A 26,147-nucleotide genomic window follows, 5' to 3' on the forward strand; every position below is an offset into this window, starting at 1 on the left:
AGGCCGTAGTCCCTTCTGGGGCCGCGGGCGGTGCAACGGGGGGTACGCGGGAGTGAGACGCCCGCGTACCCGGTCCGGTGCGCCGCCCGCGGCCCGCTGCCCGTCGAGGGCACGGTCACCGCGCGCGGGCACGGTCACCGCGCGCGGGCCGCGATGTTCAAAGGGCGGGTGAGGGTGCTCAGGGGGCGCAGGTGCGGGTGACGGTGTCGCCGCGCGCGAGGCGTTCCACCGTCACCCGCACCCGCGGCAGCGGGGTGCCGTCCGCGGTGCCCGCCGCGTCGGCGGCTGTGCACACCAGTTGGCGCAGCGCGCCGCGCGACTCCCAGCCCCCAAAGGCGCGCAGTCGCACGGTGCCGGTCCCCTCGGGGGCGCCGACGGGGGCGGGCGGCGGCCCGGTGTGGCCGACGAGACCGCGGGCCCGTTCGGCGGCGTCGGGTCCCTCGGCCAGGTCGCGCAGGGCGGTGCCGAGCGGGTCGGGGCCGCGGGAGGCGCGGGAGACGCGTTCGAGGCCCCGCGCGGAGTAGAAGTAGACGTGCACGGCGGCCGCGGGGCCGAAGGCCCGCGCGGGCGGGCCCGCGGCGGGGGATCCGGCCGGTACGGGGGCGGTGTCCCCGATGCCGCACCCGGCCGGCGCCAGCAGGAGGGGGAGGAGGAGCGGCAGTGCGCGGCGCCGGCTCATGCGGGCTCGCGCGGCAGGGTGAGGGTGAACACCGCTCCTCCCTCGGGTGAGTTGGCGGCGGCGAGGGTACCTCCGTGCAGCCGGGCGTTCTCGGCGGCGATGGCCAGGCCCAGGCCGCTGCCCTCGCTGCGGGTGCGGGCGGTGTCCCCCTTGGTGAAGCGGTCGAAGACGTGCGGGAGCATGTCCTCGGCGATGCCGGGCCCGTTGTCGTGCACGGTGAGGACGAGCCGTTCGGCCTCTGTGCGGGCCCGGATGCGTACCCGAGCCCCCGGTCCGCCGTGGCGCAGGGCGTTGCCGGTGAGGTTGGCCAGGACGACGTCGATGCGGCGCGGGTCGAGGCGGGCGCGCAGACCGCCGGGCACCTCGACCGTGACCCGGTCCTGCCAGTGGCGCAACGCGAGTGTCTTGTGCAGGAGTTCGCCGAGGTCGATCTCGTCGAGGTCGAGCCGGGCGGCGCCGGCGTCGAACCGTGAGATCTCCATCAGGTCCTCCACGAGGTGGGCGAGTTTGCGGGTCTCGTCGGCGACGAGGGTGATGGCCTCGGAGGTCTCGGGGCCGAGGTGGCCCGCCGCCGCGTCGTCGTCGAGGAGTCCGGTGACGGCGGTCATCGCGGCGAGCGGGGTGCGCAGTTCGTGGGAGACGTCGGCGGCGAACCGGCGCGCTCTGGCCTCCATGGCGCGCAGGGTGGCGGCGTCCTCCTGGAGGGTGGCGGCCATGGTGTTGAACGCGCCCCCGAGATCCGCGAGTTCGTCGTGCCCGGTGACCTCGATACGGGTGTCGAGGTCACCGGTGGCCATGGACTCGGCGGCGGACCGCAGCCGTCGTACCGGGCGCAGCACCCGGCGGGCGGCGAGCAGCGCGGGGATCAGCGAGGCGAGCACGACGGGCAGTGCCCCGGCGCGGGCGGCGCGGACCAGGGAGGTGACGTCCTGTTCCTGGGCGGTGAGGGAGAAGGTCGCGTAGACGACGAGTCCGGAGGGCCGGCCGGGGTGGTCGGCGGGGACGACGGGCAGGGCCACGGCGAGCCGGGGCCGCCCGTCCCGGTGGTAGCGCTGCACCAGGGCAGTGGTGGCCCGGGCGGCGCGGTCCTCCAGTCCGGCGGGGAGGCCGGGTCCGGGGCCGCGCGCGGAGACGGGGGTGCCGTGGCGGTAGGCGGCGGCGACCCGCCAGTCGCGTGCCCCGCCGGCGCGGTCGAGTTGCAGGGCCAGGCCGCGCAGGTCCGCCTCGGTGGGGCGAGCGGGCAGATCGGGGGCGAGGGAGGCGACCTGGGCGCGCAGGTCGCGCACCGCGTTGTCCTGGGCGCGCGCGAGGATCGCGGTGCGCGCCTGCTGGAAGGTGAGCGCGGCGGTGGTGAGCGCGCTGAGCGCGGCGACCAGGACGAAGGTGACGACGAGCCGGGTGCGCAGGCCGCTGGGGAGAAGGCGGCGCCGCATCGCGGGCCGCCCGGCCACGGGTGACCCGGCCGCGGGTGACCCGGCCGCGGGTGACCCGGCCGCGGCCCGGCGCCTCACAGCGGGCCGAACCGGTAGCCGAAGCCGCGCACGGTCTGGATGTGGCGGGGGTGACGGGGGTCCTCCTCGATCTTGGACCGCACCCGCATCACACACGCGTCCACCAGCCGCGCGTCGCCGTAGTAGCTGTGCTCCCACACCTGCTCCAGCAACTGTTGGCGGCTGAAGGTCCGTTCCGGCCACGCGGAGAGGAACAGCAGCAGCTTGAGCTCCGAGGGCGCGAGCGTCACCTCCGTGCCGCTCCGGCACACCCGCAGGGCGAGCCGGTCGATCTCCAGGTCCCCGTGCACGGTGGGCTCGGCGCCCGCCGCGGGGCCCGGCTGGGAGGGGGCGAGGCGGCGCATCACCGCGCGCATCCGCGCCTCGATCACCTCGTCGCTGGAGGGCTTGACGATGTAGTCGTCGGCGCCCGCCTCCAGGCCCACGACCACGTCGATGTCGTCGCCGCGGGCGGAGAGGATGACGACGGGCACCTGGCTGGTCTCCCGGATGCGCCGGCACACCTCGAGACCGCTCATGCCGGGCAGCATGAGATCCAGCAGGACGAGATCCGGAGGGGAGGCGGCCAGCGCCTCCAGACCGTCCTCGCCGGTGGCGACCGCCTCGGTCTCGTGGCCGCGGCGCCGCAGGCCCAGGGTGACCCCGCGCCGCACGGCCGGGTCGTCCTCGATGAGCAGGACTCGTGTCATGGGCCGCGCCTCTCCGTTCGCCTCGGCATCGTGCCGTCTTCGTGTCGTCCGTCGTGCCGTCGTGCCGTCGTGTGGTCGTACCGTCGTGTGGTCGCGTGGCAGTGCCGTCGCACTCGCCCCGGGACCGGCGCGGTGGTCAGCCGGCGCCGTCCGCCGTCTCGGCGGGAGCCGCCGCGCCGTTCTCGTCGCACCGGACGGACCAGGCCTCGCCGCTGATCCCCGACTCGTGGACACGCACGGTCACGTCCGCCGGTTCCCGTCCGCCCGGGACGCCCGGCGCGGCGGCGGCCGTGCACACCAGCTGGTTCACCGCCGCCCGGTCCAGCTCCGCGACCACCCACGGCAGGTTCAGGTCCACGGTTCCGGCCGAGGCCCGCGCGCGGACCACGTGCGCGCCCCGCGGCACGGCGGTGCGCAGCCCGCGCCCGCGCTCGGCACGGGTGGGGCCGTCCAGCAGGGCGTCGAGCGCGGCCTGCGGCCCGGCCGTCCCCTTCGGCGCCGGGCGGGTGACGGGCCAACTGCCGTGCCGGGTGAGGAAGTACACCCGGAGCCGCCCCTCCCCGTCGGTCGTCCGCCGGCCCTTGGCGGGTGCGCCCGCCGCGAGCGGACCGGTGTCCCCGACACCGCATCCGGTGAGCAGGGCCGCCGCCAGCAGCAGTCCGGCCGCGGCGCGCCCACGAGGGCCCGGCCGGTACCGCGCCCGTGGGCGCCCGTCCCCGAGTGTCCGCTCGCTCCGCATCGCCGCGTCTCCCTCCCCGCATCCGTCCCTCGTGTCCCGTCCCCGTGTCCCGGGGGCGCCTACGGTGCCACCGGGAGGTACAGGCGGTCCACGTCCACCGTCCCGGCGCCCGGGTGCGGGCGGGGGATCGCCGCCCACACACCGGCCGCGAGGACGGCCGCGACCGCGAGCACCACCACGCCACGGCGCCCGGTGGCCCAGCGGGCCCGGAACCGTACCGGATCCTCCACGAGGTGTTTCGACAGGACGGCCGCCGCCAGCGACAGGCCGATCAGCACGGCGGTGCGGGACCAGCCGTCGAAGCCGAGCACACTCGCGGGCAGCAGCAGGTACACCGGCCAGTGCCACAGGTACAGACTGTAGGAGAGTTCGCCGAGCCGGACCGGTGCCGTGCCGCCCACCAGCCGCCCGGTGCGGCCGCCCGGCGCGGCGGCGAGCAGCGCGAGGAGGAGTGCCGCGCCGAGCGAGTGCAGGAACATGCCGCCCCGGAAGAGCGCGGGGGCCTGCTGCCCGTCGGTCAGCGCCCAGGAGGCCACCAGCCCGCACAGCAGCAGCGCGGACAGCGCGTCCGGCACCGCCGACGGGAGGCGGTCGACCAGCGAGGACACCGGCAGGGCGGCGGCCGCGGCGCCCAGCAGCAGGGCGAACGCCCGGGTGTCGGTGCCCTCGTAGGCGCGTGTGGTGTCCACCGCCTGCCCGAGGTGGAACATCAGGACGAGGGAGAGGAGGGCCCCCGCGAGCGCCGTGCCCGCCACCCGCCACCGTCCCGCCCGGCCGCGTCCGGCGATCGCGACCACGAGCGGCCAGACGAGGTAGAACTGCCACTCCACTGCGATGCTCCACAAATGGGAGTAGAGCCGGGTGTCGGAGGCGTCCCAGTAGCCGACCTGCTCGGTGATGAAGTGCCAGTTCACCGCCTGGGCCGCCGCCCAGGGCGCGTCGTCGAGGGCGAGGGCGAGCTGGGCGGGCGTACCGAAGGCGTCGGCCAGCAGCAGCACGGCCACGCCCATGACCAGCAGCGCGGGCAGCAGACGCCGTGCCCGCCGCCCCCAGAAGGCGAGCAGCCGGACGCGGCCGTGCCGTCCGGTCTCCTCCAGCAGCAGCCCGGTGATCAGGAAGCCGGAGAGGACGAAGAACAGGTCGACACCGAGGAATCCGCCGCGCAGCCGTCCGGCGTGGAAGAGCAGGACGGCCGCGACCGCCAGCCCCCGCAGACCGTCGAGGGGGGCGAGGTGCGCACGGGGGCCGGGGGCGCCGCCCTCCGGGCCGGGGAGGCGGGCGGGGCGGTCGGCCAGACGCTGGTGAGCCATCGGGTTCCTTCATCGGGAGCGTCGGGAGGGAGCGGTGGGCGAGGCGGGGCGAACCCGGCGAGAGGGGGCGGCCCGGCGGGAGGGGCCCGGGCGCGAGGGGGCGGCCCGGGCGCGAGGGGGCGGCCCGGGCGCGAGGGGTGCCGGGTTCAGCCGCAGCCGAGCTTGGCGTAGCGCCGGTCCCCGGTCCATCCGCCCTCGGCCCACCGCTTCGGGGCGGCGGGAGTGAAGTCGTAGAGCTCGCCGAGCCGTTCGGTGAACCACTTGGCGAAGCCGGCCGAGCCCTGCTGGCAGGAGTGGATGCCGTCGGAGGCGCGCTGGGCCCGGTCGGCGGTGGCGTCGGTGCCCCACAGTTTCGAGGCGTCGAGGAAGTGCACGTGGTCCGCCTCGGCCTTGGCCACGGCCCGGGCGGCCTCGGGTGCGCTCTTGATGGCGTCGGTGTGCCCTGCGTAGAAATCGTCGATCTTGTACGGCGGCGCGGACACGAGGACGAGGTCCGCCCCGGCGTCCTTCGCGGCCCCGGCGAGCTTCTCGTAGGAGGCGCGCTGCTGGGCGGGGGTGCCCCAGTCGTAGGTGGTGATCTGGTAGGCGAGCACGTCGGGGCGGAACGAGGCGAGGTCCGCGCGCAGTTGCTTCCAGGTCGTCCGGGCCAGTGTCGTGCTCATCCGGTCGCCCTCGACGACGGTGCCGCCGCCGTCGGAGGAGTCGTTCTTGAACGAGGCGCCACTGGCTTTCAGCGCGGCCCCCAGGGGCGGGGCCTCGACGCCCGCGATGGAGTCGCCCACCCACAGCACCTTCTTGTCCGTCCGGGCGGCCGTGTCCCGGGCGGGGGCGGACTTCGACGCGGTGGTCCTCGTCCCGTCCGCCCCGTCGTCCCCGCATCCGGCGAGGGCGCCGAGGATGCCCACGGCTGCCAGCAGCGCGGCGGCCGACCGGACGGAACGGCGGTGGCGGGCGCGGGAGTCGGTGGGGGTTGGGGTGGTGCGGGTCCGGGTCTTCGTCTGGTTTCGCATGGCGGGTAGCTCACCAGGCGCGAAGACCCTTCGGCCGTGTTGTCATCCGTTGCTCACACGACGGGAGAGCGGCCGTCACACGCACGCGGTGGCACGTGTCGGTGCCGTGCGACCCGGGCAGTGTGTCCCAACGCCCTGTCCGGGCGGCCCCGTTGCGCCCCGGCGACACGGTGTGCGCATACCCGCCGGTTCGTCTTCCGGGCCCCCTGCCGTGGCCTATCATGACGCTGCCTCCATCAGGGTGGGCCGTGGGGCCCGCGAGCTGCTCGAAGCCGCGTTCGGCGTGCACGGCCGAACGGATGGAGAACGTTGTCCACGCGTAGCCGAGCCGACACCACACGTGCCCCGCCGGCTTCGGGACATGCCCAGAGGGAAGGCGAAGTCGGTGCAACCAGGCCATGAGACGGATCCGGCGCAGATAGGCCGCTACCGCGTGATACGCCGGCTCGGTCAAGGCGGCATGGGGCGGGTGTACCTGGCGCGTTCTCCGGGTGGGCGCCCCGCCGCCGTGAAGGTCATCAACGACCATCTGCAGCACGACGAGCAGGTGATGAGCAGGTTCCGCCGCGAGGTGGAGACACTGGCCACCGTGCGCAGCGCGTTCACCGCCGCCCTGATCGACTCCGAGCTGGACGCGCCCCCGTTCTGGCTGGCCACCGAGTACGTGCCGGGGCCGACGCTGCACTCGGCGATCGTGGACGGGGGGCCGTTCCCGCCGGAGCTGGGGCGGGCCGTGCTGGCGGCCCTGGCCGAGGGGCTGGCCGACCTCCAGGGGCACGGGGTGTGGCACCGCGACCTGAAGCCGCACAACGTCATCCTGTCCGCCACCGGACCCCAGCTCATCGACTTCGGTATCGCCCGGACCATGGGTGCGGCCGAACTCACCCAGGTGGGGAGCTGGTTGGGCACGCCCGGCTACATGGCGCCGGAGAGCATCACCGACGGCGACACCGGTGCCGCCTCCGACGTCTTCGCCCTCGGCGCCACTCTCGTGTTCGCCATGACGGGCCGTCCGCCCTTCGGCGAGGGCTCGATGGCGACGGTCTCGTACCGGACGGTGCACGAGGACGTCGATCTGAGCGGGGTGGATCCGGACATCGCCGAGCTGATCGCGGCGTGCATGCACCGCGACCCGGAGCAGCGGCCCACACCGCAGCAGATCATCGACCGGTGCGCCTCGGACATCGACCTCGTGCAGCACCCCGCCTACCAGAAGGCGCTGGGCGCGCACGGGGCGGCGACGCCGGTGGAGAACGCGACGGTTCCGGCGGGTGTGCGGCAGGAGCTCGCCGGGGGTGCCGCCGCCTCCCCCACGGTCGTGGCCACCCGCTTCGAGGCCGCGCCCGGTGCCGGTGCGGGCACGCCCGTGCCCCCCGGCTTCGGCCCCGCCCCGGCCGTGCCCGGGGGTCCCCCCGTGCCGCCGCGCCGGAACAGGACCCGTCTCCTCGTGGCCGGTGCCGTCGCGGCGGTCCTGGTGATGGCCGCGGCGGCCGGGACCCTCGTCTACCGGGCCGCGCAGGACGACTCCCCCGGTGACCGCAAGCCCCCGGTCGCCGGCCGGGCTTCCGACCGGCCGGCCGGCGCGACCAAGGCACCGGCGGGCGGCGAGCCCGCCGGGCGGACGTCCCCGGACGCCAGCAGGCCGGCGCCCGAGGCGCCCAGGAACGTGTCCGTCAACGCGCCGCACACGCTGGCCGTCGGCGAGTTCGTGGAGAGCGCGAACCGGAAGCTGGTCATGCAGCCGGACGGCAACCTCGTGGTGTACGACGAGAACGCGCGCGCCCGCTGGGCGAGTCAGACCTTCGGGGAGAACTACACCGCCGTGTTCCAGGAGGACGGGAACCTGGTGGTGTACGCCCCCGGACACAAGGCCGTGTGGGCCAGCAACACCAACGGCAACGAGGGCTCGGTCCTGCTGCTCCTGGAGAACGGCAACGTGGTCGTCCAGCACGGTTCCGACGTGCTGTGGGAGGCCGGCAGCGACCGCTGAACCGTCCGCCGTCCCGCCCTCACCCGCGCCTCCGGGGCCAAGTGCCCACGGGGGCGCGGGGGTTGACGGGGCGGGCGGGAGGGGAAGGGTACTCGCGGAACCAGACAGGACAACGATGTCAGTCTCTGGACGGAGGCCTCGGTGCGCAGAGCATCGCCCGGTTCGCGTCATCCCTTCCTGCCCGCCTGGACCGTTCTCGTTCTCGGCTTCCTGCTCGCTCTCGGACCGCTCGCCCCACCGGGCCACGCGGCCGACGGCGGCGAGGGGGCCGGGGGCGGCTGGACCGTGCGGCAGCCGGGGAAGGCGCACGACGGTGTCTCGGCCGTCGTGCGCCTCGACCCCGCCGACGGAACGGTCACCCTGGCCGCCCGCAGGGGCGCCACGACCGTGCTCGAACCCGCTCCCGTCGGCCTCGTCACCCGGACCGCCGACCTCACCTCCGGGCTGCGGCTGCTGAGCCGCGGCACCCGGCGGGTGACCGAGCACTACACCATGACCACCGGCAAGCGGCTGCGGCGTACCGTGCGGGCCACCGAGGCCCGGTTCTCCTTCACGGGCGCCGGGGGCACCCGCCTCGACCTCCTCGTCCGGGTCTCCCACGACGGCGTCGCCCACCGGTACGTGCTGCCCGCCCGGGGCGAGGTCACCGTGGTGCGGGAGGCCTCCGCGTTCCGCCCGCCCGCCGCCGCGCGGGCCTGGCTGTCGTCCTACACCCCCAACTACGAGCGCACCTTCGCCCCGGCCGACGCGGCGAACGCCCCGGACGGCTCCTACGCCTACCCCGCGCTCTTCCGGGTGGGCGGCACCTACGCGCTGCTCACCGAGTCCGATGTGGACGGCCGCTACGACGGCAGCCACCTCGTCCACCGGCAGGGCACCGCGGAGTACACCGTGGCCCTGGCCGACGCCTCGGTCACCTCCACCGGGCCCCTCGCCACGCCCTGGCGCACGGCGGTGATCGGGGACCTGGCCACGGTCACGGAGTCCACCCTGGTCGACGACCTGGCGCCGCCCTCCCGTGTCGCCGACACCTCCTGGATCCGGCCCGGCAAGGTGGCCTGGTCCTGGCTGGCCGGCTTCGGCGCCGCCCAGCGCAGCCTGGCGACACAGGAGCGGTTCGTCGACTACAGCGCGGCCCACGGCTGGCCGTACACGCTGGTGGACGACGGCTGGAAGACCACCGACTGGATGCCGCGGCTCATCGACTACGCCCGGGCCCGGGGGGTCGGTGTCCTGCTGTGGGTGCACTACACCGACCTGGACACGGCCGCCGAACGCGCGGAGTTGCTGCCCCGGGTGAAGAAGTGGGGCGCGGCCGGACTGAAGATCGACTTCATGGACTCCGACTCCCAGGAGCGCTTCGCCTGGTACGACGACATCCTGCGGGACACCGCCCGGGAGGAACTGCTGGTCAACTTCCACGGCGCCACCCTGCCCAAGGGCATCCAGCGGACCTGGCCGCAGGTGATGACGATGGAGGCGGTCTACGGCGCCGAGCAGGGCGACGTCCCGGCCGCCGACCTGGCGACGCTGCCGTACACCCGCAATGCCGTGGGGTCGATGGACTACACCCCGATGGGCTTCCAGTTCGGCACGCGCACCGTCTCCGACGCCGCCGAGCTGGCGCTGTCGGTGGTGTACGAGTCCGGGTTCCAGAACTTCGCCGGTTCGGTGGCCGCGTACCGGGACCGTCCGGAACTGGAACGGTTCCTGGAGCAGGTGCCGACCGTGTGGGACGCGTCACGGCTGCTGTCCGGGGAGCCCGGGCAGGAGGCGACGTTCGCCCGGCGGCGGGACGGCCGGTGGTTCCTCGGCAGCGTCGGCGCCGGGCCCGCCGGACAGCGGCGGGTGCCGCTGTCCTTCCTGGGCGGCGGCAAGTGGCTGCTGGAGGTGGTGCGGGACGGCGACGACGGGCTGGTCCGCGAGCGGCACGTCCTCACCCGGCACGACACCCTGCGCGTGCCCGTGCACGAGCACGGCGGCTTCGCCGCGCTGGTGTGCCGCGCCGCCCCGGGCCGGGACACCTGCGACCGGCCGGTCTCCCGGCTCCCGCTGACCACGCTCACCGTGTCGCCGGGGAGGGCGGACGTCGACGCCGGCGCCTCGATCGGCGTGGACGCCCGCTTCGCGGTGGAGGACGCCGGATCGGCGCAGGACGTCACCGTCACCCTCCGCACCCCGGACGGCTGGTCCGTCGCGGGGGACCCGGCCCGCGCCGACCGGGTCGGCACCGGCGGGGAACTGGCCGGGCACTGGACCGTCAGGGTCCCGCCGGACGCCGCGGAGGGCGGCCGCGATCTGGTGGTCACCACGAAGTACCGGGCGGGGGCCCAGGTACTGACGGTGGAGCGCACCGTCCGCGCGTACGTCTCCCCGCCGGGCGTCGACCACGTCGGCGACCTGCCGTTCGTGTCGGAGAGCAACGGCTGGGGTCCCGTCGAGCGTGACATGTCCAACGGAGAGACGGCGGCGGGCGACGGCGGGCCGCTCACCCTCCGGGGCACCGTCCACGACAAGGGGCTCGGGGTGCACGCCGAGAGCGAGGTCGTGGTCGATCTGGACGGCGCCTACCGGCGGTTCACCGCGGCCGTGGGCGTGGACGACGAGGTGGCCGGCAAGGGCAGCGTCGTCTTCGAGGTGCTCGGCGACGGACGGACGCTGGCCACCACACCGGTACTGACCTCGGCCGACGCGGCCCGGGCCCTCGATGTCGACGTGAGCGGGGTGCGGCGGCTGACGCTGCGGGTCACCGACGGCGGGGACGGCGTCGACTCCGACCACGCCGACTGGGGGGAAGCGCGGCTGCTCTCGTGAGGCGGGGGGCCGGTGGCGGTGTGTGAAGCACCGCCACCGGCCCCGTGTGTCATGCCTGAGGACGGTGTGCGGGGCGCGGAGGTACTCGTTCCTCAGTAGCCGGATTGCCGTAACGGTGACGACGACGGAAGGGGGTCCGCCCGGAAAGCCTTGAGGGGTTCCCGAGAGAGATACGGAGACCCTTTCCATGGCGACCTTCTTGTACCGGCTGGGCCGTGGCGCCTTCCGACGACGCCGGTGGGTGACGCTGGTGTGGGTGGCGGTGCTGGCCGTCGTCGGCCTCGGCGCCCTCAACGCGTCCGAGGCGTCCGACGACTCCTCCGGGATGCCGGGGATCGAGTCGCAGAAGGCGTTCGACCTCATCAACGAACGGTTCCCCGGCGCCGAGGCCGACGGGGCGAGCGCCCGGATCGTCTTCGTCGCACCCGACGGGCAGAGGATCACCGCGGCCCCGAACCGTGCGGCCGTCGACGCGCTGGTGACCTCGGTGTCCGACGGACTCCAGGTGGCGGACGTGGTGAGCCCCTTCGACGCAGGGGCCGTGAGCAAGGACGGGTCCACGGCGTACGCCACGGTCACGTACAAGGTGAAGGACGACGACGTCAGCCGGGCGAGCAGGGACGACCTCCTCGACGCCGTCGGCGAGGCCCGCCGGACGGGACTGACCGTCGAGGCCGGCGGCGGCGCGGTGGCGAGCGAGCCCTCGAGCGGGGTGGGGGAGATCCTCGGCCTCGTCGTCGCCGCCGTGGTGCTGCTGCTCACCTTCGGTTCCCTGGCCGCGGCCGGACTGCCGCTGATCACCGCGGTGGTCGGCGTGGGCGTCAGCATCGCCTCGATCATGGCACTGGGCAGCGCGCTCGGCCTGTCCTCGAACAACGTCGAGCTGGCCATGATGATCGGCATCGCCATCGGGATCGACTACGCCCTGTTCGTGGTCTCCCGCTACCGGGAGGAGCGGGCACACGGGCACGCCCCCGAGGAGGCGACCGGGCGGGCCGTGGGCACCGCGGGTTCCGCCGTGGTCTTCGCCGGGCTCACGGTGTTCATCGCGCTGGCGGGGCTGTCGGTGGTGGGGGTGCCGGAGCTCACGAAGATGGGTCTGACGGCGGCGGGCACGGTGGTGGTCGGCGTCCTGGTCGCGCTGACGCTGGTTCCGTCCCTCCTCGGCTTCTGGCCGAACGCGGTCCTCTCCCGCCGGGGCGCGAAGGGTGCCGAGGGCGCCCGGCGCGCGGGCCGGATCCGCGGGCTCGTCCGCCGGTCCCGCGGGAGCGAGGCGCACGCCGGCTCCACGAGCGGCGTGACGGTCGTCGGCGGGGCGGCCGCGGTGGCCCACGCGCACGGCACCCACGAGGGCGGCAGAACGGGCGCGTGGAGCGCTCGTTGGGGCCGGTTCGTCGTACGGCGTCCCGTGCTGGTGCTGGTCGCCTCGGTCGCCTTCCTGGGCGCGCTGGCCGTGCCCGCGATGGACCTCCGGCTGGGCATGCCGGGCGACGAGGCCAAGCCCACGACGACCACGGAGCGCCGCGCCTACGACGCCCTCGCCGAGGGCTTCGGCCCCGGTTTCAACGGTCCGCTGACCATCGTCGTGGACGCCCGGCACGCCGACGACGCCGAGGGCGCGGTGGCGGCGGTCGGCAAGCGGATCGCCGGTACCGACGGCGTCGTCTCGGTGACGCCGCCGCGGTTCAACGAGGCGAAGGACACCGCGGTGCTGCGGGCCACCCCGGCCACCGCGCCCACCAGCGAACGCACGAAGGACCTCGTCGAGACCATCCGCCACGAGCGCCCCGCGACCGAGTCGGCCACCGGCGCGACCTTCGAGGTCACCGGCACCACCGCCCTCAACATCGACGTCGCCGACAAGATGATGAGCGCGCTGATCCCCTATCTGGTGATCGTGGTGGGACTGGCCTTCCTGCTGCTGATGCTCGTCTTCCGCTCGGTGCTGGTGCCGCTCAAGGCGGCGCTCGGCTTCCTGCTGTCGGTGCTCGCCTCGTTCGGCGCGCTCGTCACGGTCTTCCAGAACGGTCATGGCGCCTCGCTCCTCGGCGTCGAGCAGACCGGGCCGATCATGAGCACGATGCCGATCTTCCTGGTGGGCATCGTCTTCGGTCTCGCCATGGACTACCAGGTCTTCCTGGTCTCCCGGATGCGTGAGGCATACCTCCACGGGGAACGGCCCGCACAGGCCGTGGTCAGCGGGTTCCGGCACAGCGGCCGGGTCGTGGTGGCGGCCGGGATCATCATGATGGCGGTGTTCGCCGGGTTCATGACCGGCGGCGAGACCCTGGTCAAGATGGTCGGCTTCGGTCTGGCCATCGCCGTCCTGTTCGACGCGTTCGTGGTGCGCATGGCGTTCGTGCCGGCGGTGCTCGCGCTGCTCGGGAAGGCGGCCTGGTGGCTGCCGCGCCCGCTGGCCCGGCTGCTGCCGCGCGTCGACGTGGAGGGCGAGGCCCTGGCCCGCCGGCCCGCCGCTCCCCCGACCGCGGAGGACGGCGCGCGGGACACCGTACGCGTCTGACCGGGTCGCGATCCGCCGCACGCCCCGGGCGCAGGGCCGTCCGTGCCGCAGCACGGACGGCCCGCTCCTGTGTCGGGCGGCCGCGTCGGCCGGGGTCGCGGCTGGCGCGCGGGTCGCCGGGTGACTCACCATGGCCCCACCTCACCCCTTCCGGAGAGAACCATGCTCACCAGCTGGCGACGGTTCGCCGACCGCCACCCCCGCCTCGTCGAGTCGGCCTTCCTGCTGCTGCTGTTCGTCGTCACCGCGGCCCAGGGCGTCGGGTCCGGTCACGACCGGTGGCCCGGGGCGGTCGCCGCGAGCACCGCCGCGTGCTGCGCCCTGCTGTGGCGCCGCAGGCATCCGCGGCCGGTCGTGCTCGTCGCCGCGTTCTGCACCGGCGTGGCGGCCGCTACGAGCACGGAAGTCTCCGCGCTCCTGCTGATCCCCGTCATCGTCGCCCTGTACGAACTGGCCGTGCGCAGCCCCGAACGGCTCGCCCGCGTGTACTGGCTGGCCACCTTCGCGCTGATCGTGCCGCCGACGCTGCCGCCGGGCCCCGACGACCAGCCATGGGCCCAGACGGCGGTCCTCACCGCCTTCTGGACCGTGCTGCCGGTCGTCCAGGGCTCCGCGGTCCGGGCGCGGCGGGCCTATCTGGAGGCGGTGCGCACCCGCGCCGAGCACGCGGAGCGCACCCGGGAGGAGGAGGCGCGCCGCCGGGTCGCCGAGGAGCGCCTGCGCATCGCCCGGGAGCTGCACGACGTCGTCGCCCACCACATGGCCCTGGCCAACGCGCAGGCCGGAACCGCCGCCCATGTGCTGCGCTCGCGTCCCGGGCAGGCCGAGCGGATCCTGGCCGAGCTGGGCACCACGACCTCCTCGGCCCTGCGCGAACTCCAGGCCACCGTGGGCCTGCTGCGCGCCTCCGACGAGGCCGAGGCCCCCCTGGAGCCGACGCCCGGGCTCGCCCGGCTGCCGGAGCTGGCGGCCGCGTTCTCCTCCGCCGGGCTTGACGTCGGCATCGACGTCGACGGGGAGCAGCGGCCGCTGCCGCCGGGGGTGGACCTGACCGCCTTCCGGATCGTGCAGGAGGCCCTCACCAATGTCACCAAGCACACCGCCGCCGGCACCGCCCGCGTCCTCCTCACCTATTCCGGGGACCGGCTGACCCTCACGGTGAGCGACGACGGCGGTGCCCTCCCCCGCCCGCCCGCGCCCGGTGGCGGGTTCGGCCTCATCGGCATGCGCGAGCGTGCCCGGACGGCCGGCGGCAGCCTCCGGGCGGGGCACCGGCCCGGGGGCGGTTTCGCCGTCACCGCCGAACTGCCGCTGCGTACCTGACCCCCACGAGCCCCTGGAAGTGCGTCCATGACGATCCGCGTGCTGCTCGCCGACGACCAGACCCTGCTGCGGGCCACCTTCCGCATCCTGATCGACTCCTGCTCCGACATGGAGGTGGTCGACGAGGCCGCCGACGGTGCCCGGGCGGTCGAACTGACCCGCGCGCACCGCCCCGACGTGGTGCTGATGGACATCCGCATGCCCGGCACCGACGGTCTCGCCGCGACCTCGGAGATCTGCGCCGATCCCGCGCTGGCGGCCACCCGGATCCTGGTCCTGACCACGTTCCAGACGGACGAGTACGTGGCCCGGGCGCTGCGGGTGGGGGCGAGCGGCTTCCTCGGCAAGGACGTCTCCGCCGAGGCCCTCCTGGAGGGCATCCGCACCGTGGCCGCAGGGGACGCGCTGCTCTCCCCGGCGGCCACCCGGGCCCTGATCACCCGTTTCCTCGCCACGCCGGAGGCCGAGGCCGTGACGGGCCCGGACGCGGGCGTGCTGACGGCCCGGGAGCGCGAGGTGACGGAGCTGGTCGCCGAGGGCAAGTCCGACGCCGAGATCGCCGAACAGCTGTTCCTCAGTCCGCTGACCGTCCGGACGCACGTCCAGCGGGCCAAGACGAAGCTGGACGCCCGCAGCCGCGCCCAACTGGTGGCCATCGCCTACCGGTCGGGACTGGCCCGACCACCGCGCTGAGGACGGCCGACCGGGGCCGAATGGGAGCACCCCGGGCAGGAGGGCGTGTCGCCGGTCGGATAAACGCGGCGCCGAAGGGTAAAAAAGCTCAGGGCTCCTGCCGTCGCAGAAGCCGGGACGCGCCCACGTCGGGTCAGTCCCAGGACACCAACGAAGGACCAAACGTATGGCCAGCGGTACCGTGAAGTGGTTCAACTCCGAGAAGGGCTTCGGCTTCATCTCCCAGAACGACGGGGGCCCGGACGTCTTCGCGCACTACTCCGAGATCAACGGCAGCGGCTACCGCGAGCTGACCGAGGGAGAGCAGGTCACCTTCGACATCGGGCAGGGGCAGAAGGGGCCGCAGGCGCAGAACATCACGCGGGGCGCCTGACCGCCGCGCTTCCACCGGTACGACCCTGACCGTCCGTCGGGTCCGTCACTGAGCACCGTCGCGGTGCCCGGTCCACGCAGATGCGCGGGCCGGGCACCGCGGTCGTCTCCGGCCGGCGCCGAAGACCGGTTGGGCGGCGGCTCCCCGGCATCTTCCCGGAAGCGAATACACTTGGTCTAGTCCAATCTATTGACGTGCCCCCAACAGGCTCAGCAAGCTGGGACTTCTCCCCACAGCCCCATCTGGAGGCACACAGTGAGACGTCTTCGCGCATGTCTGGGCGCGGTCGCCGCCCTCGGAATCGCCGCCGCCGGCTCGACCGCACTGCTCGCGGGCAACGCCTCGGGCGCGACGAACGCGCTGAGCGACCGCTGGTACGCGGCCGCCCCCTACCTCATGCCGCTGGACAACGACCCGCCGGACGCGGCGGCCATCATGGACGCCACCGGACTCAAGGCATTCCAGCTCGCGTTCGTCCTCGCGCCCAACGGCGGCGGCTGCTCCCCCACCTGGGGCGGCACCTCCCCCGTCTCCTCGGACACCGCCGTACAGGCCGTGATCGACAGGATCCGCTCCAAGGGCGGCGACGTCTCCGTCTCCATCGGCGGCTACGGCGGCACCAAACTCGGCCAGACCTGTTCCGACGCGGCCTCCACCGCCGCCGCGTACCAGCAGGTCATCACCAAGTACGGGCTGCACGCCATCGACTTCGACCTGGAGGAACCGGAGTACGAGAACGCGGCCGCGATCAGGAACGAGATCGGCGCGGCCAAGATCCTGCAGCGGAACAACCCCGGCCTCTACGTCTCCGTCACCACGGCGGGCACCACCGCGGAGGGCACCGGCTGGTTCGGCAAGCAGATGCTGCTGGAGGCGAAGTCGCAGGGCTTCACCCCGAACAACTTCTCCATCATGCCCTTCGACGGCGGCTTCAACGGCGCCGCCGCCCAGACCGACGCGCTGACCAAGTTCAACCGGATCCTGCAGTCGACCTTCGGCTGGAACGAGGCCACCGCCTACGCCCACGAGGGCTTCTCCGGCATGAACGGCCGCAGCGACACCGGCGAGTACTTCCCCCAGGCCGACTTCCAGACGGTCCTCGACTACGCCACCTCGCACCACATGGACCGCTTCACCTTCTGGTCCCTCAACCGCGACCGGCAGTGCAGCCCGCCGGACAACGGCGGCCGCACCTCCGGCACCTGCTCCAGCGTGGCGCAGAACGCGTGGGACTTCGCCAAGTACGCGGTGAGGTTCGCGGGGGTGACCCCGCCCACGACCACACCCACCCCGACGCCCTCCTCGCCCGGCACCGCGTGCAAGGCCGCGTGGAGCTCCTCTGCGGTCTACGTCAAGGGCGACGAGGTCTCGTACGGCAAGCACAACTGGAAGGCCAAGTGGTGGACCCAGAACGAGACCCCCGGCGCGGAGTGGGGTCCCTGGGAGGACGAGGGTTCCTGCTGACGCCCCGCCCGCCCCGCCGCACCCCGGCCCCCACGGGGTGACGGCACGCCGCCGTCCTCCGGCCCTGTCGACCGGGCCGGAGGACGGCGGCGCACGCGTGACCGCGGGGAGCGGGTCGGAGCCGGGCGCTAGATGTTGTCGGCGAAGTTCTTGAACGCGGCCTGGGTCCCGGAACCGGGGTCGCCGTCGATGGCGCCGGTGTAGCCCCAGTTCTGCAGCAGCCGCTGCAGGGCCTTGACCGTGTTGACGCCGGGGTCGCCGTCGATGGCGCCCGTGTAGCCCCAGTACTGCTTCAGGCAGCGCTGGAACGCCTTCCAGCTGTTGGTGCCGAGCTGGCCGTCGATGGAGTCGGTGTAGCCCCAGTAGGTCTGCAGCCAGCGCTGGACGTTCTTCGCCTGGGCGCTGGAGAGGCCGAAGTTGTGCGTCGCGAGCACACCGCTCTGCAGGCTCACCACCGGGTGCGCGGCCGGTGCGGAGGCCGCCTGGCTGGTGCCCGCGGTGGCCAGGCCGCCGGCCGCGATGCCGACTGCGGCGGCGAGACTGACGAGTGTCCTGGCCATGACGTTCGATCGCATGTAATGCCTCTTTCGTCCTTCGGGATCGGTCCTGAACGGGTCGTGATCGGTCCTTGGGCCGCCACCCGGCGCTCTCGGCGGGAAGGTGGCGGGAGCAAGAGTGCGGGGCGGCCCGGGACGCCGCCACCACTGCCGCCCACCTGACGACGACATGGGACGTCCCGCCCGCCGGCCTGCGGGAACGGTGTGCGCGGGGACGGTGCGGCGGGACGGATACGAGTCGCCGGGGACCGGATCCGCGTGTGGACGGAGGGCCGTATACCGGTGCGGAGCGGTGCGCGCTGAGGAAGAATGTGCCGCAGCGGCGGACCACTGACCACGGTCCGGCCACGCGAACGGGGGAAGCATGTCGCGTTGGAAGCCCTTGCCCACCGAACTGGAACCCACCGCACGGCAGTTGGTGATCCGATTACGCCGGCTGAAGGACCGTACGGGTCTGAGCCTGGCCCGGCTGGCGGAGCGGACCGGATACAGCGCCAAGTCCTGGGAACGGTACCTGGGCGGCAGGTCCCTGCCGCCCCCGGAGGCCGTGCGGGCCCTGGCCCGCCTCACCGGCACGGACCCGGTCCCCCTGCTGGCCCTTCACGAGGTCGCCGCGGCGAGCCGCCCGGCACCCGCCGGCCGGCGGCCGAAACGGGCCGGCGCCCCGTCCGGGCGGGTGCCGCCGCAGGCAGCCGGAAGCGGACCGGAGGACGGCCGACGGGAAGCCGGCGTACCGGAGTTACGGGTGTGGATGGGGGCGGGCACGGACGCGCCACCGGATCCGCGCGGGCGGGACCGGGCCCCGAGCGGGGCGCTGCGGGTCGCACTGGTGGCGAGCGCCGTCGCCGCCGTGCTCGCCCTCTCGGCGGCGGCCCTGCTCGCGGTACGGCTGCGAGGCGGTGACATCGGGCCCGCAGCCGCGCCCCCGGCGCCCGTCACCGCCGCCGCGACGGCACCCGACCGTCCGTACGGCTGCCATCTGCACCGCGTCCACGGCCACTGGTACGCCGGCAACAGCCGGACCCGGCACACCGAGGTGGTGTACGGCAGCACCGGGCCGGAGGTGGCCGAGGCGCAGTGCCTGCTGCGCCGGGCGGGCATCTCGCCCGGCGGCATCGACGGCATCTTCGGCCCGCTGACCCGGCGGGCCGTCAGGGCCATGCAGCAGCGGTCGGGTCTGGCGGTGGACGGCCGTGTCGGGCCGCACACCTGGAAGGCGCTGCGCGGATGAGCGGGACGGCACGGCCGACACCGCCCGCGACGGACTCCCCGGGACTGGTCCGACTCGCCCTGACGCTGCGGGAGTTGCGGGGGCGCACCGGACTGAGCCTGGCGGCGCTCGCGGCGAGGACGACGTACAGCAAGTCGTCCTGGGAGCGCTATCTCAACGCCCGGGCCCTGCCGCCGCGCTCGGCGGTACGGGCACTGTGCCGACTGGCCGGCGAGCCCGAGGGGCGCTGTCTGACGCTGCGGGAGATCGCGGAGTCGGAGTGGGCCGGCCACGCGAGCGGGACACCGGCGGGCGCGGGCACGCGCGTCCCGGCCCCGAGAGCGGGACCCGGACCGGCGGGGGCCGCCGCACCGGCGCAGCCGGAGTCACCGACGTCACCGACGTCACCGACGTCACCGACGTCACCGACGTCACCGACGTCACCGACGTCACCGACGTCACCGACGTCACCGACGGGACGGTCTCCGGCGGCTCCACCGATCCGTCCCTCGCCGGCCCCTCCCCTCTCCCCCGGCTCTCCCTTCTCTCCCCCCGTGGCGGACAGGCCGGCCGGTCATCGCGGCGTCGCCGTGCTGGCGGTGCTCGCGTCCCTGTGCGCCGTCGTGTCCTGCGCCGTGGTGATCGCCCTCCTGCTGCTCCCCCGTGCGGGGAAGGGGGCGTCCGCGCCCTCCTCGCAGGCCGCCACCGGGCCGTTGTGCCGGGGCGAGGGCTGCGAGGGGAAGAGCCCGATGCGCCAGCACTGCGCCTCCTCCCCCGACACCCTCGCCTCCCGCCACCTGTCCACCGGGGCCTGGATGGAGCTGCGTCACAGCACGGTGTGCGGGACCAGTTGGGCCCGTATGTGGGGGACGGACGTGGGCGACCGGCTCGAGATGACCGCGGGCGCGGAGGGCAGGCCCGCGCGCGAGGCCCGGGTGCGCGACCGCGCCGATGCCGACACCTATGTGTACACGCTCATGACCGTGAGCGGTCGGGGAACCGTCGTCCGTGCCTGCTACCGGCCGGTCGGCGGCGGTCCCCGTGAGTGCGCCGAGGGCCGCGTCCGCTAGGCGCGCACCGCCCGGCCGGCCGACCGGTCCGCGGGGACGCCCGCGGACCGGTCAGTATTCGAGAAGCGTCCACCGCCCCTGTCCGCCTAGTGTGCTGCGCGGGGGCCGGGAGGGGGTGGCCCCCGGACCGGTGAACGGCAACAGGGAGAGACATTGAGCATCGTCACGAGCGCGGAGAACCGGGTGCCCACACCGCACGTCGCCGACAGCCACGGTCTGATCCGCGTGCACGGAGCGCGCGAGAACAACCTCAAGGACCTCGCCGTCGAGATCCCGAAGCGCCGGCTGACGGTCTTCACGGGTGTCTCCGGCTCGGGCAAGAGCTCGCTGGTGTTCGACACGATCGCCGCGGAGTCGCAGCGGCTGATCAACGAGACGTACAGCGCCTTCGTCCAGGGGTTCATGCCGGCCCTCGCCCGCCCCGACGTCGACGTGCTGGACGGGCTGACCACCGCGATCATCGTCGACCAGCAGCGGATGGGCGCGGACCCGCGCTCCACCGTCGGCACCGCGACCGACGCCAACGCGATGCTGCGCATCCTCTTCAGCCGGCTCGCCCGGCCGCACATCGGCTCGCCCAAGGCGTACTCCTTCAACGTCGCCTCCATCAGCGGGGCGGGCGCGGTGACCGTCGAGCGCGGCGGGCAGAAGGTCAAGGAGCGCCGCAGCTTCAGCATCACCGGCGGCATGTGCCCGCGCTGCGAGGGCCGGGGCACGGTCCAGGACTTCGATCTGACACAGCTCTACGACGACACCAAGTCGCTCAACGAGGGCGCGCTGGAGGTGCCCGGCTACAAGTCGGGCGGCTGGAACCACCGGCTGTACAGCGAGTCGGGACTGGTCGACCCGGACAAGCCGATCCGCGCGTACACCAAGCGGGAGCTGACCGACTTCCTGCACCGCGAACCGACCCGGATGAAGATCGCGGGCATCAACATGACCTACGAGGGCCTGCTCCCGCGCCTGCGCAAGTCGATGCTGGCCAAGGACCGGGAAGGCATGCAGCCCCACATCCGGGCCTTCGTGGACCGGGCGGTCACCTTCGCCACCTGTCCCGACTGCGAGGGCACCCGGCTCAGCGCCCAGGCCCGCTCGTCGACGATCGGCGGGGTGAGCATCGCGGACGCCTGCGCGATGCAGATCAGCGATCTCGCCGCCTGGGTGGGCTCCCTCGACGCGCCCTCGGTCACCCCGCTGCTCGATGCGCTGCGGCACACGCTCGACTCCTTCGTCGAGATCGGCCTCGGCTACCTGTCCCTGGACCGGCCGGCGGGCACCCTGTCGGGCGGCGAGGCGCAGCGCACCAAGATGATCCGCCACCTCGGCTCCTCGCTCACCGATGTCACCTACGTCTTCGACGAACCCACCACCGGGCTGCACCCGCACGACATCGAGCGGATGAACAGGCTGCTGCTGCGGCTGCGGGACAAGGGGAACACGGTGCTCGTGGTGGAGCACAAGCCGGAGGTCGTGGCGATCGCCGACCACGTGGTCGACCTCGGTCCCGGGGCCGGCGCCGCGGGCGGCACGGTGTGCTTCGAGGGCACCGTCGAGGGGCTGCGGGCGAGCGGCACCCTCACCGGGCGGCATCTCGGTGACCGGGCGGCGCTGAAGAAGTCGGTGCGCGAGCCGACCGGCACGCTGGAGATCCGCGGGGCGAAGGCGCACAACCTGCGGGACGTGGACGTCGACATTCCACTCGGTGTGCTCACCGTCGTCACCGGCGTCGCGGGCTCCGGCAAGAGCTCCCTCGTCCACGGGTCGATCCCGGCCGGCGCGGACGTGGTGTCGGTGGACCAGGGGGCGATCCGCGGCTCGCGGCGCAGCAACCCGGCGACGTACACGGGGTTGCTCGAACCGGTCCGCAAGGCGTTCGCCAAGGCCAACGGCGTGAAGCCGGCGCTGTTCAGCGCCAATTCGGAGGGCGCCTGCCCGACCTGCAACGGTGCGGGCGTCGTCTACACGGACCTGGCGATGATGGCCGGGGTCGCGACGACCTGCGAGGACTGCGAGGGGAAGCGGTTCGACGCCTCGGTGCTCGAGTACCGGCTCGGCGGCCGTGACATCAGCGAGGTGCTCGCGATGCCGGTGACCGAGGCGCGGGAGTTCTTCGCGGCGGGCGAGGCCCGCACCCCGGCGGCCCACCGGATCCTGGAGCGCCTGTCGGACGTGGGGCTCGGGTATCTCACCCTGGGGCAGCCGCTGACCACGCTGTCGGGCGGCGAGCGGCAGCGGCTGAAGCTCGCCACGCACATGGGCGAGAAGGGCGGGGTGTACGTCCTGGACGAGCCGACGGCGGGGCTGCACCTCGCCGATGTCGAGCAGTTGCTGGGGCTGCTGGACCGGCTGGTCGACTCGGGCAAGTCGGTGATCGTCGTGGAGCACCACCAGGCGGTGATGGCGCACGCGGACTGGATCATCGACCTGGGCCCCGGGGCCGGGCACGACGGCGGGCGGATCGTGTTCGAGGGCACCCCGGCCGATCTGGTGGCCACGCGCTCCACCCTCACCGGCGAGCACCTCGCCGCGTACGTCGGCGACTGACCCGTACGCCACCGCTCACGACCGGCCGCCCTGCCGTACACCGCCGACCGCACCACCGCACCACCGTCCACGACCGGCCGTCCCCGTCACGGGGGCGGCCGGTCCGGCGTTCCCGGGCGGGTCCGGGGTACGAGCGTGCGGTGCCCGGCGTCGAGGGGGACACATCTATTTGCACGCGGATGGGCAATAAACTAATCTGCACATCCGTGGGCAACTAACTGTCCGACGCTCAACTCCTCCTTCTGGAGCCCTCGATGCCGCTCATGGCGAACACCCCGGTAGAGAAGATGACCGGGCCCTATCCACGGCGCTGGTGGGCGCTGCTCGTGCTGTGCCTCAGCCTGCTGCTCGTGGTCATGGCCAACACGTCCCTGATCGTCGCCGCCCCGGACATGACCGCCGACCTGCACCTCAGCAGCAGCGACCTGCAGTGGGTCATCGACGGCTACACCGTCCCGTACGCCGCGCTGATGCTGGTGCTCGGCGCGATCGGCGACAAGTACAGCCGCCGGGGCGCCCTCGTCACCGGTCTGCTGATCTTCGCGGGCGGCTCGGTGATGGGCAGCCTGGTGGACGAGACGGCGCTGGTCGTCGCCGCCCGCGCGGTCATGGGCGTGGGCGCCGCCGTCGTGATGCCGGCCACCCTCTCCCTGCTGGTCGCGGTCTTCCCCCGGCCGGAGCGGGCACGGGCGATCACCGCCTGGACGGCCACCTCCGGGCTGGCCATCGCGGTCGGCCCGCTGGTCGCGGGCCGGCTCCTCGAATCCCACGCCTGGGGTTCGACGTTCCTGGTCAACGTGCCCGTCGCGGTCCTCGCCGTCATCGGCGCGCTCCTCCTCGTCCCGCCCTCCCGGGCGCGGGACATGGGCCGGATCGACTTCGTGGGCGGCCTGCTGTCCATCGTCTCCGTCGGCTCCCTGGTGTACGCCCTCATCGAGGGCCCGCACTTCGGCTGGAGCGCCGGACCGGTCCTCGCGGCCGTGGTGGCCGGCGTCGGGCTCCTCGTCTTCGCCCTCTGGGAACTGCGGCACCCGCGCCCGATGCTGGACGTCCGCCGGTTCGCACAGCGCCCCTTCGCGGGTTCGATGATCGCGGTGCTGTTCTTCTTCTTCGGCGCCTACGGCTCGATCTACTACCTCACGCAGTACGTGCAGTTCGTCCTCGGCTACGGGCCGCTGGAGACGGGCGTCCGGCTGCTGCCGCTGGCCGGCGCGGTGTTCGCCGGTGCCGCCGTCACCGGCAGGCTCACTCCGCGGCTCGGCGTACGGGCCACGGTCGTGCCCGGCATGGTCATCGGCACGGTGAGCGTGTTCCTGCTCACCGGGATCGGCGCGGACGCCGGTTACGCCGACTTCGTGCCCTCGCTGCTGCTGCTCGGCTTCGCGATCGGCCTGAGCGTCTCCCCCGCGACCGACACGATCATGGGGTCCTTCCCGGAGTCGGAGCTGGGCGTGGGCGGCGGTGCCAACGACACCTCGCTGGAGCTCGGCGGCTCGCTCGGCATCGCCCTCCTGGGTTCGCTGCTGGGCACCGCCTACCAGGACCGGCTGGGCGACCTGATCGGCGGGCGGCTCCCGGCCGCCGCGCTGGACGCCGCCGGGGAGTCGGTGGGCGGCGGGCTCGCGGTGGCCGAGCAGGTCGCGAGGTCCCCCGAGGGCGGACCCGAACAAGCGCGGGCGCTGGTCGAGGCCGTGCACGAGGCCTTCGCCCACGGAGTGGCGCACACCAGCCTCGTCGGCGGGATCATCATGGCCGCCGGTGCGCTGATCGTCCTCGCGGTGCTGCCGGGCCGGAAGGCCGGCCGGGCCGAGCCCGCCGCGGACACCGCCGGCCGGGAGCACGCCGAGGTCGGCTGACCACCACACCGGGCCGGGCCGTGCCCCGAGCGGCGCACGGCCCCGGACGGTGCCGGGCGCCCGTGCGCACGGCACCGTCCCTTTCGCGTCCCTTCCGCGTCCCTTTCGCGTCCCCTCCGCGTCCTTTCCCGTGACGGCGGTGGGGTGTAAGCCGTGGTCACGGGATACCCGTCGCGCGATGTGGAGTGCGGCCCACCGGCCGCGGGACACGGGTGCCCCGGCCGGGGCGTCCCGGCGGCGGAAGGGAGTTCGGGTGGGCGGGCGCGCACAGGCGGAGGAACGGGGCGGGAACCCCGCGGACACGAGCGAGGCGGACCCCAGGCGCTGGAAGGCGCTCTCGGTGACCCTGGTGGCCGGCTTCATGAGCCTCCTGGACGTCACCGTCGTCGCCGTCGCACTGCCCTCCATGCAGCGGGAACTGCACACCTCGGCGCCGGCCATCCAGTGGGTGGTCTCCGGGTACGCCCTCACCTTCGCACTGGTCCTGGTCACCGCGGGCCGGCTCGGGGACGCCCTCGGCAGGCGCCGCATCTTCCTGATGGCCCTCACCGCCTTCGTGCTGTGCAGCGCGGCCGCGGGCGCGGCGCCCAATGTGACGCTGCTGGTGGTGGCCCGCCTCGCGCAGGGCGTCGCCGCCGGCTGTCTCGCCCCGCAGAACTCGGCGCTCATCCAGCAGATGTTCCGGGGCGCCGAACGCGGCCGGGCCTTCGGCCTGTTCGGGGCGACGGTCGGCGTCTCCAGCGCGGTGGGCCCCGTGGTCGGCGGCCTCGTCCTCACCCTCGCCGGCGGGGAGGACGGCTGGCGCTGGCTGTTCTACCTCAATGTGCCCGTGGGCGCCCTCGCCCTGATCCTGGGCGTGCGGCTGCTGCCCCGGGTGGAGCCCGGCCGGCGCGAACGCCTGGACCTGCCCGGCGTCGCGCTGCTCGGCACCGGGGTGCTGGCCGTCATGCTGCCTCTGGTCCTGGCGGAGTCCGGCGGGGTGCGGCGGTTGTGGTGGCTGTTCCTGGTCGGCGCGGCCCTGCTGGTGGCGTTCGCCCGCTGGGAGCGGCGGGTCGGCGCCCGGGACGGGCAGCCGCTCCTCGATCCCCGGCTGGTCACCTCGACCCGCGGGTACGCGGCGGGCGCGGCCATCGCCACGCTGTACTTCGTGGGCTTCAGCGGGGTGTGGCTGGTGTTCGCGCTGTTCTTCCAGAACGGCCAGGGCTATTCGCCGCTGCGTTCCGGGCTCGCGGTGACCCCCTTCGCCCTCGGCTCGGCGGCGGGCGCGGTGGTGTCGGGGCGGCTCGTGGAACGGCTGGGCCGGCTGCTGACCGTGTGCGGCTTGGCGGGTGTGCTGGTGGGGCTGGGGACGGCGGGCGCCGTGCTGCGGCTGGTGCCCGGCGGGGCCGCCGTGTGGTGGGCGGCTCCCGCGCTCCTCCTCGGCGGGCTGGGCAGCGGCTGCGTCATCTCGCCCAACATCACGATGACGCTGCGGGACGTGCCGGTGCGGATGGCGGGTGCCGCCGGAGGCGCGCTGCAGACCGGGCAGCGGCTCGGCGGTGCCGTCGGGACGGCGGCCCTGCCGGGCCTGTTCTACATGGTCCTGGGGCACGGCGGTCACCACTACCGCACGGCGCTCGCGGTCGCGATCGGTTCGGGGCTGGTGCCGATGCTGTGCGCGTGGGGCCTGGCCGTGTACGACTGGATGCGCGACCGGCGGGCGGAGAGGCGGGACCCCTGCGCGCCCGAGGTGTCCCACAGCCACACCCACGCCGGTCACGGCTGAGCCGGCCCGCCGCCCCGGGGACCCGGACC

At 74.1% G+C, this 26,147-nt stretch carries 19 protein-coding genes and 1 pseudogene; 13 read left to right on the forward strand and 7 right to left on the reverse strand.

Annotated features, from left to right (window positions below; genetic code table 11):
• Positions 1–178: 178 nt before the first annotated feature.
• The 6 genes from OHB09_RS01070 to OHB09_RS01095 form a co-directional block, all read right to left on the reverse strand.
• Entirely contained in the window at positions 179–679 is a 501-nt protein-coding gene (locus OHB09_RS01070; protein WP_328921452.1) for a hypothetical protein, read from the reverse strand.
• Positions 676–2,112 carry a sensor histidine kinase gene (locus OHB09_RS01075; RefSeq protein WP_328921453.1) on the reverse strand — a complete coding sequence of 479 codons (1,437 nt, stop codon included), beginning with the start codon at positions 2,110–2,112 and terminating at the stop codon, positions 676–678. Before OHB09_RS01075 ends, OHB09_RS01070 begins: the two co-directional genes overlap by 4 nt.
• Before the next feature lie 74 nt (positions 2,113–2,186).
• Entirely contained in the window at positions 2,187–2,879 is a 693-nt protein-coding gene (locus OHB09_RS01080) for a response regulator transcription factor (RefSeq protein WP_006137129.1), read from the reverse strand.
• A 136-nt stretch (positions 2,880–3,015) separates the two neighbouring features.
• Entirely contained in the window at positions 3,016–3,618 is a 603-nt protein-coding gene (locus tag OHB09_RS01085; RefSeq protein WP_319350204.1) for a GerMN domain-containing protein, read from the reverse strand.
• 59 nt (positions 3,619–3,677) lie between these two features.
• Entirely contained in the window at positions 3,678–4,928 is a 1,251-nt protein-coding gene (locus OHB09_RS01090) for an acyltransferase family protein (protein ID WP_191891866.1), read from the reverse strand.
• A 146-nt stretch (positions 4,929–5,074) separates the two neighbouring features.
• Positions 5,075–5,938, reverse strand: coding sequence for an SGNH/GDSL hydrolase family protein (locus OHB09_RS01095; RefSeq protein ID WP_328730196.1), 864 nt, complete (start codon positions 5,936–5,938; stop codon positions 5,075–5,077).
• 361 nt (positions 5,939–6,299) lie between these two features.
• Here OHB09_RS01095 and OHB09_RS01100 point away from each other — a divergent pair, with 361 nt between their 5' ends.
• From OHB09_RS01100 to OHB09_RS01130, 7 genes are all read left to right on the forward strand, one after another.
• Positions 6,300–7,928, forward strand: a complete 1,629-nt coding sequence (locus OHB09_RS01100; RefSeq protein WP_286676793.1) for a protein kinase domain-containing protein — start codon at positions 6,300–6,302, stop codon at positions 7,926–7,928.
• A 141-nt stretch (positions 7,929–8,069) separates the two neighbouring features.
• Complete coding sequence (locus OHB09_RS01105) at positions 8,070–10,742, forward strand: glycoside hydrolase family 97 catalytic domain-containing protein (protein WP_328921454.1); 2,673 nt, start codon at positions 8,070–8,072, stop codon at positions 10,740–10,742.
• Between the two features lie 187 nt (positions 10,743–10,929).
• Positions 10,930–13,263, forward strand: coding sequence for an MMPL family transporter (locus tag OHB09_RS01110; RefSeq protein WP_328921455.1), 2,334 nt, complete (start codon positions 10,930–10,932; stop codon positions 13,261–13,263).
• Between the two features lie 162 nt (positions 13,264–13,425).
• Positions 13,426–14,586, forward strand: a complete 1,161-nt coding sequence (locus OHB09_RS01115) for a sensor histidine kinase (RefSeq protein ID WP_328921456.1) — start codon at positions 13,426–13,428, stop codon at positions 14,584–14,586.
• 27 nt (positions 14,587–14,613) lie between these two features.
• Positions 14,614–15,279, forward strand: coding sequence for a response regulator transcription factor (locus OHB09_RS01120; RefSeq protein WP_006137115.1), 666 nt, complete (start codon positions 14,614–14,616; stop codon positions 15,277–15,279).
• A gap of 166 nt (positions 15,280–15,445) precedes the next feature.
• Positions 15,446–15,652 (forward strand): cold-shock protein, encoded by a 207-nt coding sequence (locus tag OHB09_RS01125; protein WP_006137108.1) that lies wholly within the window; start codon positions 15,446–15,448, stop codon positions 15,650–15,652.
• 255 nt (positions 15,653–15,907) lie between these two features.
• Positions 15,908–17,116: a carbohydrate-binding protein gene (locus OHB09_RS01130; RefSeq protein WP_006137107.1), complete on the forward strand. Its 1,209-nt coding sequence runs from the start codon at positions 15,908–15,910 to the stop codon at positions 17,114–17,116.
• A 128-nt stretch (positions 17,117–17,244) separates the two neighbouring features.
• On the opposite strand, the gene OHB09_RS01135 is transcribed toward OHB09_RS01130, so the two are convergent.
• Positions 17,245–17,691: a peptidoglycan-binding domain-containing protein gene (locus OHB09_RS01135; protein ID WP_006137106.1), complete on the reverse strand. Its 447-nt coding sequence runs from the start codon at positions 17,689–17,691 to the stop codon at positions 17,245–17,247.
• A 346-nt stretch (positions 17,692–18,037) separates the two neighbouring features.
• Between OHB09_RS01135 and OHB09_RS01140 the strand changes: the two genes are divergently transcribed.
• The 6 genes and pseudogenes from OHB09_RS01140 (at position 18,038) to OHB09_RS01165 (ending at position 26,118) form a co-directional block, all read left to right on the forward strand.
• Positions 18,038–18,904: a peptidoglycan-binding protein gene (locus OHB09_RS01140; protein ID WP_040893257.1), complete on the forward strand. Its 867-nt coding sequence runs from the start codon at positions 18,038–18,040 to the stop codon at positions 18,902–18,904.
• A pseudogene (locus tag OHB09_RS01145) lies at positions 18,901–19,110 on the forward strand (helix-turn-helix domain-containing protein); the annotation flags it as partial. The gene OHB09_RS01140 and the pseudogene OHB09_RS01145, both read left to right, overlap by 4 nt.
• A 327-nt stretch (positions 19,111–19,437) precedes the next feature.
• The gene (locus OHB09_RS01150; protein WP_259297109.1) at positions 19,438–19,953 is read left to right on the forward strand and encodes a YjfA family protein; all 516 of its coding nucleotides are present in this window, start codon (positions 19,438–19,440) and stop codon (positions 19,951–19,953) included.
• Positions 19,954–20,136: 183 nt separating this feature from the next.
• The gene (locus tag OHB09_RS01155) at positions 20,137–22,497 is read left to right on the forward strand and encodes an excinuclease ABC subunit UvrA (RefSeq protein WP_319350344.1); all 2,361 of its coding nucleotides are present in this window, start codon (positions 20,137–20,139) and stop codon (positions 22,495–22,497) included.
• Between the two features lie 254 nt (positions 22,498–22,751).
• A complete protein-coding gene (locus OHB09_RS01160) occupies positions 22,752–24,353 on the forward strand; it encodes an MFS transporter (protein WP_328919403.1) in 1,602 nt (533 codons plus the stop codon).
• Between the two features lie 253 nt (positions 24,354–24,606).
• The gene (locus tag OHB09_RS01165; protein WP_191854226.1) at positions 24,607–26,118 is read left to right on the forward strand and encodes an MFS transporter; all 1,512 of its coding nucleotides are present in this window, start codon (positions 24,607–24,609) and stop codon (positions 26,116–26,118) included.
• The last annotated feature ends 29 nt before the right edge of the window (positions 26,119–26,147 follow it).

It is taken from the genome of Streptomyces griseoaurantiacus, assembly GCF_036189845.1.
GTDB classification, from domain to species: Bacteria; Actinomycetota; Actinomycetes; order Streptomycetales; family Streptomycetaceae; genus Streptomyces; species Streptomyces griseoaurantiacus.